This window comes from Micromonospora sp. NPDC085948 (assembly GCF_040686315.1).
Lineage (GTDB): Bacteria > Actinomycetota > Actinomycetes > Mycobacteriales > Micromonosporaceae > Micromonospora.
The window spans coordinates 141162-154434 of the sequence record NZ_JBFBJW010000001.1 but is presented as its reverse complement, the minus strand read 5'-3'; the positions used below and the strand labels follow the sequence as shown (position 1 = coordinate 154434).

Sequence of the window (13273 nt, the reverse complement as noted above, 5' to 3'; positions counted from 1 at the left end):
CTCGTCCTTGTTCTCCCAGCCCTTGTCGGAGCCGTACTCGGAGCCGTGCTCGTCCTTGGACTCCCAGCTCTTGTCGGAGCTGTACTCGTCCTCGTCCTTGGAGTCGTAGCCCTTGTCGGAGCCGTGCTCGTCCTTGGACTCCCAGCTCTTGTCGGAGCTGTACTCGTCCTCGTCCTTCGAGTCGTAGCCCTTGTCGGAGCCGTGCTCGTCCTTGGACTCCCAGCCCTTGTCGGAGCCGTGCTCGTCCTTGGACTCCCAGCCCTTGTCCGAGCCGTGCTCGTCCTTGGACTCCCAGCCCTTGTCCGAGCCGTGCTCGTCCTTGGACTCCCAGTCCTTCTTGTCTTCGTCCTTGGAGCTCCAGTCCTTCTCCTCGCGGCTGTCGTCCGCGTCCTGGCCGTGCTCCTCGCCCTTCCAGTCCTTGCTGTCCTCGTCCTCGTAGGCGTCGGCGGCAGCGCCGCCACCCTGGCCGCCGTTCTCGTCCTTGCCCTTGTCGTCCTTGCCCTTGTCGTCCTTGCCGTGCTCGTCCTTGCCGTTCTCGTCCTTGCCCTCGTGGTCCTTGCCCTTGTCGTCCTTGCCGTGCTCGTCCTTGCCGTTCTCGTCCTTGCCCTCGTGGTCCTTGCCCTTGTCGTCCTTGCCCTTGTCGTCCTTGCCGTTCTCGTCCTTGCCCTCGTCGTCCTTGCCGTTCTCGTGGTCGTAGGAGTCCTCCTCCTCGCCCCACTCGCGGTCCTCGCCCCGGTCTTCCTTGGCCGGCTCGAGCTTGACCTTGCCGGTGACCTTGGACCACACGAACGCGTGCTCCTGCCGATCCGGGCAGATCTCGAGGAGCTTGATCTCTTCGCCGGCCTTGACGACGTGCGGCTTGGCGTAGACCTTGCCGTCCTGGTCCCTGCCGTCGTCGTGGCCGTTGGCGTAGGCGATCCCCGGTGCGAACACCAGGAGCGACGCGCCGCCGAGCGCGGCGCCCGCAACGACCTTCCCGAGCATCTTCTTAGCCATGACCTGCGTCACTCCATCCCTGTTGTCCTGAGCCCGGCGACAACCGAGCTAAGACCGACGTTAGACCGTTTCATGACTTATGAAGTGAAAGATTCGCGTTTTGACCTTTGGCCCGGTAAGAGGTGAAGGGGTGCTACGCGGCTTTCAGTGCGCGCCGCGTCATCTCTGGCACCGCGCCGCCTTGCGGTTGGCCCACGGCGTTCGGTATTCGTCGTGTCGGACCCGCTCCGGCCATCCGGTAGTGCCGCCCGCGTCTCGGACGTGCCGCTCGGGCGAACTCGGGGGTATCGTCCGAAACGGCTCCGCAGGCGAGCCCCGCCGGCCCGCGACGCATCGAGCCATTGCCATGGAAGCGCTCCCATGCAAGAATCGGCGCACGCGGTTCGGGGGAGCCACACCGCGCAGGCAGGCAGTCGAGGGCACCCGGTGTCACCGGGGCGACATCCCGCCGTCGATCGACCGGCCACCGTGCCGGTCGTGCACCACCACCACCACCATCGCCCGTCCGGGTCGGGCGTCCCCGAAAGAATCCCGTTGGCGCCGGCGGCCGTCCGTGCAGGACGCCCACCGGGCCGTCTCGCCGGGCCGTACGTGGGCCCGGTCTCGCCCAAGGAGATCAGTGGCATGAATATGTGGAGAAGGCTGTCCGGCCAACGCCGGGCCCTCGCGCTCGCCGGCGCGGGTGCCCTGGTCGCCGGTGGGTTGGTAACGATTCCGGTTACGGCGGCGCAGGCCGCGACGCAGTGCGAGATCGGCTACACGACGAACGACTGGTCCGGCGGCTTCACCGCGAGCATCACCATCAAGAACCTCGGCGACCCGGTCAACGGCTGGACGCTGGGTTGGACCTTCCCCAACTCCAGCCAGCGGGTGCAGCAGGGTTGGTCGGCCGAGTTCAGTCAGTCCGGCAGCCAGGTGACCGCCCGGAGCATGTCCTACAACGGCACCCTGGCCGCCGGCGCGTCGGCGAACATCGGCTTCAACGGCGCCTGGAGCGGCAGCAACCCGAAGCCGACCTCGTTCACCCTCAACGGCGTGGTCTGCAACGGCGGTGTCACCCCGACCTCCGCGCCGCCGACCAGCGTGCCGCCGACGTCCGCGCCGCCCACCAGCGCGCCTCCGACCAGCGCACCGCCGACCAGCGCGCCCCCGACCAGCACGCCGCCGGGGCAGAAGGTGGACAACCCGTACGTCGGGGTGCCGGGTTACGTGAACCCGGAGTGGAAGGCCAAGGCGGACGCCGAGCCGGGCGGAAGCCGGGTCTCCAACAACCCCACCGCCGTCTGGCTGGACCGGATCGCCGCGATCAACGGCACCCCGGACAGCAGCTCGAACGGTGCCTTCGGGGTGCGTGACCACCTGGACGAGGCGCTGCGCCAGGGCGCTGGCTACATTCAGTTCGTCATCTACAACCTGCCCGGCCGGGACTGCTCCGCGCTCTCCTCCAACGGTGAGCTGGGTCCGGACGAGCTGCCCAAGTACAAGGCCGAGTACATCGACCCGATCGCCGCGATCCAGGGTGAGTCGAAGTACCGCAACCTGCGGATCATCAACATCATCGAGATCGACTCGCTGCCGAACATCGTGACCAACACCTCGGGTCAGCCCGGCGGCACGGTCATGTGCGACACGGTCAAGGCCAACGGCGCCTACGTCAACGGTGTCGGCTACGCGCTGGCCAAGCTGGGTTCGCTCGGCAACGTCTACAACTACATCGACGCCGGCCACCACGGCTGGCTCGGCTGGGACTCCAACTTCGTCCCGACCTCCAACATCCTGAAGACCGCCGCGGTCGCCTCCGGCAGCACTGTCAACAACGTGCACGGGTTCATCACCAACACCGCGAACTACTCGGCGCTGCAGGAGCCGCACTTCAAGGTCACCGACAACGTCAACGGTCAGACGGTGCGGCAGTCCAAGTGGGTTGACTGGAACTTCTACGTCGACGAGCTGTCGTTCGCCCAGGCGTTCCGCAACCAGCTGGTCTCGGTCGGCTTCAACTCGAACATCGGCATGCTGATCGACACGTCCCGCAACGGTTGGGGCGGCTCCGCGCGGCCCACCGGGCCGGGCCCGATGACCAGCGTGGACGCCTACGTCAACGGTGGTCGCATCGACCGCCGGGCCCACCTCGGCAACTGGTGCAACCAGGCCGGCGCCGGTCTCGGTGAGCGGCCCCGGGCGACCCCGGCGGCGGGCATCGACGCGTACGTCTGGGTGAAGCCGCCGGGTGAGTCGGACGGCTCCAGCAAGGAGATCCCGAACAACGAGGGCAAGGGCTTCGACCGGATGTGCGACCCGACGTACGGCGGTAACGCCCGCAACGGCAACAACCCGTCCGGGGCACTGGGCGACGCGCCGATCTCCGGTGCGTGGTTCTCCGCGCAGTTCCAGGAGCTCATGCGCAACGCGTACCCGGCGCTCTGACCGGATCGCGACCGTAACCACCCGCCGCCGGCAGTAGGTGAGGCACTGCCGGCGGCAGGTCCCCCGGGTCCCCGGCCCGACCGTCAAGGTCGGGTCGGGGACCCCCCTTCGTGTCCGATCAGGGCACGGTGCGCTCGATGGCCGCCCGACCCTGCTCAGCCAGATCGCGGCGGGCCTTGTCCAGGTTCTCCGGGGTGAGGTCCTGCCCGCGGGCCATCACCAGGTCCTCCGGCTCCCAGGGTTGTTCCGCGCCGGTGCGGATGTTGTCGCCGCCGGCCCCGGTGCCCGTCCCGGTCGCCCCGGTGCCGGCACCGTACGGGTCGCCGATCAGCTCGTCGGTGTCCGGCGCGAGGTCGTCCGGCCGGCTGCGAGGCTCGGCGAACCCGGGAGTGTCCCGGTCGGGGCCGCCGCCGGTCCGAAACTGCGGGACGGTGGCGTCGTCGTCCACCGCCGAGGCGACCTCCGGGCTGTCCTCCAACGGCGGTTGCCGATCGCGATCGGTCATGGTGGTGCCTCCTGTGTCCGACACGTTGCCTGCTGCCCCTGGCGTACCCCCTCGTGCCGGGCTCATGCCGAAGGGCCGGGCACCGGCCGAAGGGGCGGGCTCAGGCCGAAGGGGCGGGCTCAGGCCGACGGGGCGGGCTCAGGCCGACGGGGCGGGCTCAGGCCGACGGGTCTCGCTCAGGCCGAAGGAGCAGCCGTCAGGTGCCGGGTTGCTTCTCGTTGGCGGCCGGCGGCTCCGCCGGGCGCCGCCACTGCCAGAACAGCATGAGCAGGCCGAAGACGAGCATCACCAACCCGGCCCACAGGTTGATCCGGACACCCTGGGCCTTGTCGATCTCGGCGGCGCTGTCGAAGACGCCGATCAACGTCACGATCACCCCGTACGCCACGAAGAGGCCACCGATCACCCGGCGGACGTCGAACAGTCGGGCGGCGGCGGATCGGCGCTGCTCCTCCTGCGACTCGTCGATCAGCGGGTCCTGTGCCGGCTGGCCGTCGTTGCTCATCTGCCGACTCCTTTCCTAGAAGACCGGGATGTAGAAGAGGGCGGCCAGCGCGACCGCGATCAGACCGAGCAGCACCGGGGAGCGGTACCAGACGGCGTCCCCGGCGAGCACGTCCCCCTTGAGGTCGACGCCGCCCATGCCGTAGACCAGCCCGCGCAACTCCTCGTCGCGCTTGGGCGCGGTGAGCGGGGTGATGATCGCGGCGACCACCACCGCCGTGACGAAGGCGAGACCGGCGCCCCAGAAGCTCTCCTCCAGGTCGGAGTTGAAGTCGATCACGCCGCCCTTGTAGAGCAGGTAGAGGCTCAGCGACACCAGGGTGCCCAGCAGCAGCGACCAGAAGCCGGCGAGGGCGGTCATCCGCTTCCAGAACATGCCGATGATGAAGGTGGCGAACAGTGGCGCGTTGAAGACGGAGAAGAGCGCCTGGATGTAGTTCATGATGTTGCTGAACCCGGCCGCGATGAACGCCGTGCCGATGCCGACCACCACGGCGGCGACCGTCGCCCACCGACCGACCCGCACGTAGTAGTCGTCCGGCCGGTCGCGACGGATGTACGCCTGCCAGATGTCGTAGGTGAAGACGGTGTTGAAACCGCTCACGTTGGCCGCCATGCCGGCCATGAACGACGCCAGCAGACCGGTGACCGCGACGCCGAGCACGCCGTTGGGGAGCAGGTCGCGCATCAGCAGCGGGATCGCGTTGTTGTACTGCAGGTCGCCGGTCTCCGCCCCCAGGCCCTTGACCGTCACCAGGGCCACCAGGCCGGGGATCACCGTGACCAGGGGAATGAACAGCTTCGGGTACGCGGCGATGATCGGCGTACGCCGGGCGGCGCTCATGTTCTTCGCGGACAGCGCCCGCTGCACCTCGGCGAAGTTCGTCGTCCAGTAGCCGAAGGACAACACGAAACCGAGGCCGAAGACGATGCCGATCCACTGCGCGCCCAGCGGGTTGGCGGTGCTGCCCGTGTCCTGCCAGGCGTGCAGGCCCGCCTCGCCGAGCTTGGAGTCGCGTACCGCGTCCATCAGGCCGTTCACCCCGCCGACCTTGACCAGGCCGATCACGGTGACCGGGATGAGGCCCGCCAGGATGACGAAGAACTGAAGCACCTCGTTGTAGATCGCGCCGGTCAGACCACCGATGGTGATGTACGCCAGGACGATCGCCGCGCCGACCACGATCGCGGTCCAGAGCGGCCAGCCGAGCAGTGCCTGCATCACCAGGGCCAGCGCGTAGAGGTTCACGCCGGCGATGAGCACCTGGGCGACGGCGAAGCTGAGCGCGTTGAGCAGGTGGGTGGGGCGGTTGAACCGCAGCCGCAGGTACTCGGGCACGCTGCGGACCTTGGAGCCGTAGTAGAAGGGCATCATCACGATGCCGAGGAAGACCATCGCCGGCACCGCGCCGATCCAGTAGTAGTGGACCGTCATGACGCCGTACTGGGCGCCGTTCGCGGCCATACCGATGATCTCCAGCGCGCCCAGGTTCGCCGAGACGAAGGCGAGCCCGGTCACCCAGGCCGGCAGGGACCGGCCGGAGAGGAAGAAGTCGACGCTGGTCCGGATCGCCCGGCGCGCGGCGATGCCGACCCCGAGGACGGTGACGAAGTACAGCGCCAGGATCAGGTAGTCCAGGCCGTTCATGTTGAGCCGAAGACCGTCGCCGTCCATCCCGTCACCCCTCGTCCCGACGTCTGCGCTGGTTGGTGCGCGCGCGCCCTATTACCCCGTCCGGACGTTTTCACGCCTCGACGCTGGTTGGGTGAGGTTCGGGCGGATTGGGGGATGTCACGCGCCTGCCGACCGGCTCGTCGACGGCGAGGCGTACCCGCCGCACAGGGCGAGGGGCGCCCCCGGCCGACCGGCCGGAGCGCCCCTCGGTGGCGCGTCGTTCAGCGACCCAGTACGCGGTCCAGGAAGTCCCGATAGTTGCGCACCGCCATCCGCAGTTGCTCGGTGTCGGCCGAGCCGGCGTCCTGCCACCCGCCCAACGTGTTCTTCTGGGCGGCCAGCGCCGACGAGAGAGCCTGAATGGCCTCTTCCACCAGCGACTGCGCCTCGCCGGCCGCCGCGTGCGGATCATCGACGAAACGCAGCTGCACGTCGCGCCAGCGGTCCCGGAAGCCCTGCGCGGTGTCGGTGTCCAGGAGTGTCGCCGGCTCGGCCGCGACGGTCGACCCGGCGGGCCGGGACGTCCCGGCAGCCCCCAACGAGGTGCCGTCGCCCTCGGTGTCGACCGGCTCGCCGTCCGCGTCCGGATCGACCATCTCCGGCGCGGCGCTACCGTAGCCGGCGGCCACCGCGTCGGGGTCGGTCCCCGGGGCGACGTCGCGGCGGTGCAACTCGGCCGTGGGGTCGGCCCGCAGGCCCTCACGCTCGCCGTCCTCGGCGCCGTCGCCCGGCTGGGCCGTCCGCTCGGCCCGAGCGTCCGGCTGATCCTGCGGGTTGGGGCTCGCGAGTGCCGAGGCCGCCACCGCGTCGGCCACCGTGGTGGCGCCGAACGCCGTGGGCAGTGGCCCCGGCTCGTGGAAACCGCCCTCGTCGGCGGAGCGGTCGTCCCGCCGGTGGCGCGGGTCGGAGTCGTCGGCTCGCTCGTCGTCGACCGGGTCGTACGCGGCGTCCCGGTCGGTGTCGCCGGCTCGCTCGCCGGGGGCGGTCCACTCGTTCGAGGCGTTCCGCTCGTTCGGGGCGGTCTGGTCGTCGAAGGTGCCCCGGTCGTCCAGGGCGTCCTCGGGGACGTCCGAGCGGCCGGCCCGGTCGCCGGTGGGCGGTACCGGGACGGGCGCGGACCGGACGGCCTCCGGGTGGTCGTTGCTCACCTGCTGCTCTTCCTGGCGCATCGGTGGCCTCCTCAGCGGCTCGTGGAGTCGTGGTCCGGGTGGTGGCGCTGTTCGGGCGTACGGTGGCCGACCGGCTCCTCGCCGAGCAGGTCGGCGAAGAGTGCCCGGTAGTGCACGATCGCCTGCCGCAGCTCCTCGGTACTGGCCTCGCCCTCGGAGTTGCGCAGGTTGATGTTGTGCGCGTCCCGATAGTTGGTCAGCGTGCGCGCATGGTCGACGGAGAGGTGGGCGATCTGGTCGGAGAAGTCCCCGGTGGGGTAGCCCCGCTCCTCGATGAGCCGGGTGACCAGTTCGTCAGCGTCGTCCACGGTATCGCCGGGCGAGTCGATGAAGCGCACCTGGAGTTCCTCCCAGGCGGCGCTGTAGCGGGCCCGGGACTCCGGGCTGAGCGGGGTGAGCGTGAGCTCGGCGTGCCGGCGTTCCCGGTCGCGCAGTTCGCGCTCGGCGGCGGATCGGCTGTCCTGCTCCTCCACCACCCGGTCGTACTCCGGCCCGAACCGGTCGCGCAGCGCGCGACGGCGGCCGAGCGACCGGACGGCCACGGCCAGCACCGCGACGACCACGAGCACGACGAGCACGATGACGATTACCTGCGTGGGCGACATGGGCTCCTCCTTCGTCACCTGGTATTCCCTCCGCGCACTGATCGCCAATCCCGATCCGGGGTACTTTCTGGCCGGCTTGCCTCCGGGACGCTGGCCGGCTTGCCTCCGGGACGGGAGAAGCGCTGTCCGGCGCTGCCGCCCCGCCGACCGGCCCAGACCTGACCAGGTCCAGAAAACGCGCCTGCTCAGGTCGACCGGGTGCGGATCCGCGGTCGCCCGCAAGGCATCTCGGAGCGTCGATGTCGGCGCGACGGGCAGTAGTGCAACGGCCCTTGATTACGTATCCTGCCCAAGGCGCCCGCGCCGGTGCCCGGCGTCACGCCGGGCGCGCAGCCGGCCGACGCGTTGCCCGGCGGTGCCGGCACCCCTCCTGCCACCCCTGCACGGGCGAGGTCTGATGAGAACCCGCGACTGGCCGATCCGCTCGAAGCTGACCGCGTTGGTCGTCGTGCCGGTGACCGCGCTCCTGGCGCTGTGGATCTTCGCGACCACGCTGACCTTCGGTCCCGCCCTGGATCTGCTCTCCGCTCGCACCCTGCTGTACGACCTGGGTCGCCCCGGCGAGGTCGTGGTCACCGAGCTGCAACGGGAACGCCGACTCTCGGTCGTGCAGCTCGCGGGCACCACCCGGCTGCCCGTCCTGGCCGAGCAACGGGAGCGCACCGACCGGGCCATCGCCGAGCTGCGCCGCCGCGTCGACGGTGAAGCCCTGCGCGACGCCGCGAACGACGCGCTGGAGGCCCGGATCGACCATCTGGTCACCGCACTGGCGGCGCTGCCGGCCGGTCGGACATTCATCGACGACCGCAGTCTGGACCGCAGCGGCGCGGTCGGCCTCTACAGCGGCATGGTCACCGCGGCCTTCCAGGCGTTCTCCGCGATGGCGACCCTCAACGACCCGGACCTCAACCGGCAGGCACTGGCACTCACCGCGTTGGGCCGCTCCCGGGAGCTGCTCGGCCAGGGCGACGCGCTGCTGGCCGGCGCGCTGAGCGCCGGACGGTTCGCCGAGGGGGAGCACACCCAACTCGTGCAGGCCATCGGCAACCAACGGTGGCTCACCGACAGCGCCGTGGCCGACCTGCCCGCGGCCGATCGGGCCGCGTACCAGCGGTTGGCCGAGGGCGAGGCGTTCACCCGGTTGCGCACGATGCAGGACGCGCTGGTCGTGGCCAACCGGTCGGGCCGGCCGCCGGTCGACGCGGCGGCCTGGCAGACCAGCCATGACGCGGTGCAGCAGCAGTTGCGCGACTTCGAGCTGGCCGAGGCCGACGGTCTCACCGACCGCTCGGTGCCGATGGCGGTACGCATCCTGGCACGGCTCGCCGCCGCCGGTGTGCTCGGGCTCGTCGCCGTGGTGGTCTCGGTGTTGGTGGCGCTGCGGCTCGGCCGCACGCTGGCCCAGCGCCTCACCGGCGTCCGCACCGCCGCGCTGGAATTGGCCGAGCACCGTCTCCCGGACGTGGTGGCCCGGTTGCGGCGCGGCGAGCAGGTCGACGTCGCCCGGGAGGCGCCGCCACTGGAGTACGGCCACGACGAGATCGGCGAGGTCGGCCGCGCCTTCACCGAGGTGCAGCGCACCGCCGTCCAAGCCGCCGTGGACGAGGTCGCCCTGCGCCGTGGGCTCAACGAGGTCTTCCTCAACATCGCCCGCCGGAGCCAGAGCCTGGTGCACCGTCAGTTGCACCTGCTGGACCGCATGGAGCGCCGTGCCGAGGACCCGGACGAGCTGGCCGAGCTCTTCCAGGTCGACCACCTGGCGACCCGGCTCCGCCGGCACGCCGAGGACCTGGTCATCCTCGCCGGCTCCGCGCCCGGCCGGGGCTGGCGAAACCCGGTCGCGATGGTCGACCTGATCCGCGGCGCGATCTCCGAGGTCGAGGCGTACGACCGGGTGGACATCGCCGGCGCGCAGCCCGCCGGCGTGCTCGGCCGGGCGGTCGGCGACGTCATCCACCTGCTCGCCGAGCTGGTCGAGAACGCCACCGCCTTCTCCCCGCCGGACACCCGGGTCACCGTCACCGGGGAACGGGTGGCCAACGGGTACGCCCTGGAGATCACCGACCAGGGGCTGGGCATGTCCGCCGCGGCCCTGGAGACCGCCAACACCCGGCTGGCCAGCTCGCCCGAGTTCGACCCGGCGCAGAGCGCCCGGCTCGGCCTGTTCGTCGTGGCCCGGCTGGCGGCCCGGCACGGCGTACGGGTGCGGTTGCGTTCCTCCGAGCAGGGCGGGGTGACCGCGGTGGTGCTGATCCCCGCCGGCCTGGTGACCGCCGAGCCGCCGGCCGGCCCCGACCCCGCGACGCTTCCCGCCGCGTCGGCCGACCCGGCCCGGCGGCTGGCCCGGACGGCTCGTCGGGGTGCCGTGCCCCGCACCCGCCCACCCACCGGGCCGCGCGCCGTCGCCGCACCGTCCGCCCCACCCACCGGCGTACCGACCTCGGGCGGCGGGCCGGTCGACGGGGGGTCGGCCGCGGACGACGAGCTGGACGGTCTGCCCCGCCGGGTGCGACGTCGTACTCCCGCGGCCGCCCAACCCCGGTCGACAGTCGCCGACACCCCGGCGCCCCGGTCTCCCGAGGAGGTGCGCCGGGTGATGGCGGCCCTGCAGGCCGGCACGGCGCGCGGACGCGCCACCGTCACCACCCCGGCTGCTCCGGCAGTGCCACCCGGACCGGCGGCCCCGGCCAGCCCGGCGACGCCCCCCGAACCCCCGACCGCGACTGAGAGGGACGCCTAGTGCGGCATTCGACGAAGCAGAGCGCCGGCCTGGACTGGTTGCTCGACGAGCTGGTGCAACGTGTGCCGGCGGCCCGGGAGGCGGTGGTGCTGTCCGCCGACGGTCTCCTGCTCGGCTGCTCGGCCGAGTTGGAGCGCTCCGACGCGGAGCACCTGTGTGCGCTCGCCGCGGGCTTCTCCAGCCTGGCGCGGGGCGCCAGCCGGCACGTGGACGGCGGCCCGGTCCGGCAGACGGTGGTGGAGATGGAGTCGGCGTACCTCTTCGTCACGGCCGCCGGGCAGGGCGCGTGCCTGGCGGTGGTGAGCGACGCCGCCGCGGACATCGGGTTGGTCGCGTACGAGATGGCGATGCTTGTCATCCGGGTGGGGGAGAGCCTCGCCGCGCCGGCCCGATCGTCGGCGGGAGACGGTGATGCGGGCTGAGCCGCCCGGGCCGCAACACGAGTGGCTGGACGGCGAGGCCGGCCCGGTGGTGCGCCCGTACACCCTCACCAAAGGCCGGGTCCGTTCCGCCGGCGACGGCTTCGACCTGGTCGCGATCGTGCTTGCGGAATCGGACGTCGACGACGCCGGCCATCCACACCTGCTCCCGGAGCATCGACGGCTGATCGCGTTGGCCCTCCGGCCGGTGTCGGTGGCCGAGTTGGCAGCCGAACTGGACCTCGCGGTCGGTGTGGTCCGGGTACTACTCGGTGATCTCCTGGCCGAGGGGCTGGTTGCGGTGCACGAGCCGCCGGCCGCCGGAAAACTTCCCGACGACGACATCCTCAAGGCGGTGGTCAGTGGACTCCGTGCGCTATGACCATACGGGCACCAGCACCACCATCCCGCTGGCACTGAAGATCCTCATCGCGGGCGGCTTCGGAGCTGGCAAGACGACACTGGTCAGTGCCCTGAGCGAGGTGCGCCCGTTGCAGACCGAGGAGGTGTTGACCGGCGCCGGGATCGGCACCGACGACGTCTCCGGGGTGGAGGGCAAGTCGACCACCACGGTGGCGATGGACTTCGGCCGGATCACCATCAACGACGACCTGCAGGTCTACCTGTTCGGCACCCCGGGCCAGGATCGGTTCTGGTTCCTGTGGGACGAGTTGGCCTTCGGCGCGCTCGGCGCGGTGGTGCTCGCCGACACCCGTCGGCTGGCCGACTGTTTCCCGTCGATCGACTACTTCGAGCAGCGTGGCATCCCGTTCGTGGTCGGCGTGAACTGCTTCGACGACTCCCGCCGGTTCAACCTGGAGACCGTACGTCGGGCACTCGACCTGGACCCGGACGTGCCGATGGTGCTCTGCGACGCCCGCGACCGGCAGTCCGGAAAGATGGTGTTGATCTCTCTGGTCGAACATGTCGCCCGGCAGCGCGGGGAGCCGGTGCCGGCGGCCTGAGATCCGGCCGGCAAAGCCGGTTAACCGGCGGGCGATGCGGGCAGCCTCTGGTTGGATCAGCGGAGGATGCCGGCGGAGGAGTGGAACGTGAGTGCTCAGGGTGAGGTCGTCCACATCGGGGGCTACACCGCGCAGAGCGGTGGGCGGGGCAGTGGCATCGTCGCCGCGCGCCGCGACCCGACGACCGGGGCGCTGACCCCGCTCGGCACGGTGGCGGTCACCCCGTCCCCCTCCTTCCTGGCGCGGCACCCCACCCAGCCGGTGCTGTACGCGGTGAACGAGTTGACGGCCGGGGAGATCAGCGCCTGGCGGGTCGGGCCGGACGGCGCGCTGGATCCGCTGGGCAGCCGGTCGACAGGCGGGGCCGAGCCCTGCCACCTGGCGGTGGTGCCCGACGGCGGCCACCTGGTGGCGGCCAACTACGGCAGCGGCAGCGTGGCGGTCTTCGCGCTCGACCCGCAGGGGGTGCCCGGCGAGCGCACCGACCTGGTGGTGCACGAGGGGCACGGCCCCGACCCGGAGCGGCAGGACCACGCGCACGCCCACATGGTCTCGCCGGGGCCGGGCCAGGGGCCACTGCTCGCGGTGGATCTCGGCACCGACTCGGTCTACCGGTACGACCTGGACGCGGCGAGCGGGCGGCTGGTGCCCCGTGCGCCACGCACCCGCACGACGCCGGGCACCGGACCCCGGCACCTGGCCCGCCACCCGGACGGACGGCGTTGCTACGTCGTCGGTGAGCTGGACGCCTCCGTCACCGCGTACGAGCTGACCGACGACGGCGCGTTGCACAAGCGGGGTCGGGTCGAGGCGAGCGAGCGGCCCGGTCACGTGCAGCCCTCGGAGGTCGCGGTCAGCCCGGACGGACGGTTTCTCTATGTCGCCAACCGGGGGGTGGGGACCCTGTCGGCATTCGCCCTGGCTGGGGAATTGCCCGAACTGGTGGCCGAAGTGGACACCGGTGGTGAGTGGCCCCGGCACTTCGCGCTGATCGGTGAGCACCTCTACGTCGCCGACGAACGGGCCGACATGGTGCGGGTCTTCCGGCGCGACGTCGAGACCGGCGTTCCGGAGGCGATCGGAGAGCCGGTGCCGGTGCCGAGCCCGACGTGTGTGCTGCCGTGAGGGCCGACGCAGGGACGTGAAGCCGGCGCTGATTCGGCAACACCTCGGGGCCGCTACGTCACGCTCTGTCGCTAAATGGTGATCAACTGTTTCTCCTCCGTAACTTTAGGCCGAACGGATGTGGCAGAGACGGCACCTTGTAC

The 13273-nt window shown here is 71.1% G+C and carries 11 protein-coding genes and 1 pseudogene; 6 read left to right on the top strand and 6 right to left on the bottom strand.

All coding sequences use genetic code 11. The features are described 5' to 3' along the window. On the bottom strand, positions 1-996 hold a 996-nt coding region (locus AB0O48_RS00805), incomplete at its 3' end, for a hypothetical protein (RefSeq protein ID WP_365062260.1). Positions 997-1620: 624 nt separating this feature from the next. On the opposite strand from AB0O48_RS00805, the gene AB0O48_RS00800 reads away from it, so the two are divergent. After that, positions 1621-3423, top strand: coding sequence for a glycoside hydrolase family 6 protein (locus AB0O48_RS00800; RefSeq protein WP_357246245.1), 1803 nt, complete (start codon positions 1621-1623; stop codon positions 3421-3423). A gap of 118 nt (positions 3424-3541) precedes the next feature. Here AB0O48_RS00800 and AB0O48_RS00795 read toward each other — a convergent pair whose 3' ends face one another. The 5 genes and pseudogenes from AB0O48_RS00795 to AB0O48_RS00775 form a co-directional block, all read right to left on the bottom strand. Then, complete coding sequence (locus tag AB0O48_RS00795) at positions 3542-3928, bottom strand: hypothetical protein (protein WP_357246242.1); 387 nt, start codon at positions 3926-3928, stop codon at positions 3542-3544. 196 nt (positions 3929-4124) lie between these two features. Next, a complete protein-coding gene (locus AB0O48_RS00790) occupies positions 4125-4433 on the bottom strand; it encodes a hypothetical protein (RefSeq protein WP_357246239.1) in 309 nt (102 codons plus the stop codon). Positions 4434-4448: 15 nt separating this feature from the next. Continuing rightward, a complete protein-coding gene (locus tag AB0O48_RS00785) occupies positions 4449-6107 on the bottom strand; it encodes a sodium:solute symporter family protein (protein WP_357246237.1) in 1659 nt (552 codons plus the stop codon). Between the two features lie 671 nt (positions 6108-6778). Beyond that, a pseudogene (locus tag AB0O48_RS00780) lies at positions 6779-6967 on the bottom strand (hypothetical protein); the annotation flags it as partial. Between the two features lie 320 nt (positions 6968-7287). After that, complete coding sequence (locus tag AB0O48_RS00775) at positions 7288-7881, bottom strand: hypothetical protein (RefSeq protein ID WP_357246234.1); 594 nt, start codon at positions 7879-7881, stop codon at positions 7288-7290. Between the two features lie 397 nt (positions 7882-8278). On the opposite strand from AB0O48_RS00775, the gene AB0O48_RS00770 reads away from it, so the two are divergent. The 5 genes from AB0O48_RS00770 to AB0O48_RS00750 all read left to right on the top strand — a co-directional run bounded on the left by AB0O48_RS00770 (position 8279) and on the right by AB0O48_RS00750 (position 13130). Next, a complete protein-coding gene (locus AB0O48_RS00770) occupies positions 8279-10621 on the top strand; it encodes a nitrate- and nitrite sensing domain-containing protein (protein ID WP_365062256.1) in 2343 nt (780 codons plus the stop codon). After that, complete coding sequence (locus AB0O48_RS00765) at positions 10621-11043, top strand: roadblock/LC7 domain-containing protein (protein ID WP_357246228.1); 423 nt, start codon at positions 10621-10623, stop codon at positions 11041-11043. Before AB0O48_RS00770 ends, AB0O48_RS00765 begins: the two co-directional genes overlap by 1 nt. After that, a complete protein-coding gene (locus AB0O48_RS00760) occupies positions 11033-11422 on the top strand; it encodes a DUF742 domain-containing protein (protein WP_357246225.1) in 390 nt (129 codons plus the stop codon). Before AB0O48_RS00765 ends, AB0O48_RS00760 begins: the two co-directional genes overlap by 11 nt. Next, positions 11403-12005 carry an ATP/GTP-binding protein gene (locus AB0O48_RS00755; protein ID WP_357246223.1) on the top strand — a complete coding sequence of 201 codons (603 nt, stop codon included), beginning with the start codon at positions 11403-11405 and terminating at the stop codon, positions 12003-12005. Before AB0O48_RS00760 ends, AB0O48_RS00755 begins: the two co-directional genes overlap by 20 nt. A gap of 87 nt (positions 12006-12092) precedes the next feature. Further along, positions 12093-13130 carry a lactonase family protein gene (locus AB0O48_RS00750; RefSeq protein ID WP_357246220.1) on the top strand — a complete coding sequence of 346 codons (1038 nt, stop codon included), beginning with the start codon at positions 12093-12095 and terminating at the stop codon, positions 13128-13130. Positions 13131-13273: the final 143 nt, after the last annotated feature.

Bases quoted from the DNA above. Each gene is read 5' to 3' on its own strand.
- AB0O48_RS00785 (WP_357246237.1), bottom strand. From the start codon at position 6,107: ATGGACGGCGACGGTCTTCGGCTCAACATGAACGGCCTGGACTACCTG.
- AB0O48_RS00800 (WP_357246245.1), top strand. From the start codon at position 1,621: ATGAATATGTGGAGAAGGCTGTCCGGCCAACGCCGGGCCCTCGCGCTC.
- AB0O48_RS00775 (WP_357246234.1), bottom strand. From the start codon at position 7,881: ATGTCGCCCACGCAGGTAATCGTCATCGTGCTCGTCGTGCTCGTGGTC.
- AB0O48_RS00795 (WP_357246242.1), bottom strand. From the start codon at position 3,928: ATGACCGATCGCGATCGGCAACCGCCGTTGGAGGACAGCCCGGAGGTC.
- AB0O48_RS00770 (WP_365062256.1), top strand. From the start codon at position 8,279: ATGAGAACCCGCGACTGGCCGATCCGCTCGAAGCTGACCGCGTTGGTC.
- AB0O48_RS00760 (WP_357246225.1), top strand. From the start codon at position 11,033: ATGCGGGCTGAGCCGCCCGGGCCGCAACACGAGTGGCTGGACGGCGAG.
- AB0O48_RS00790 (WP_357246239.1), bottom strand. From the start codon at position 4,433: ATGAGCAACGACGGCCAGCCGGCACAGGACCCGCTGATCGACGAGTCG.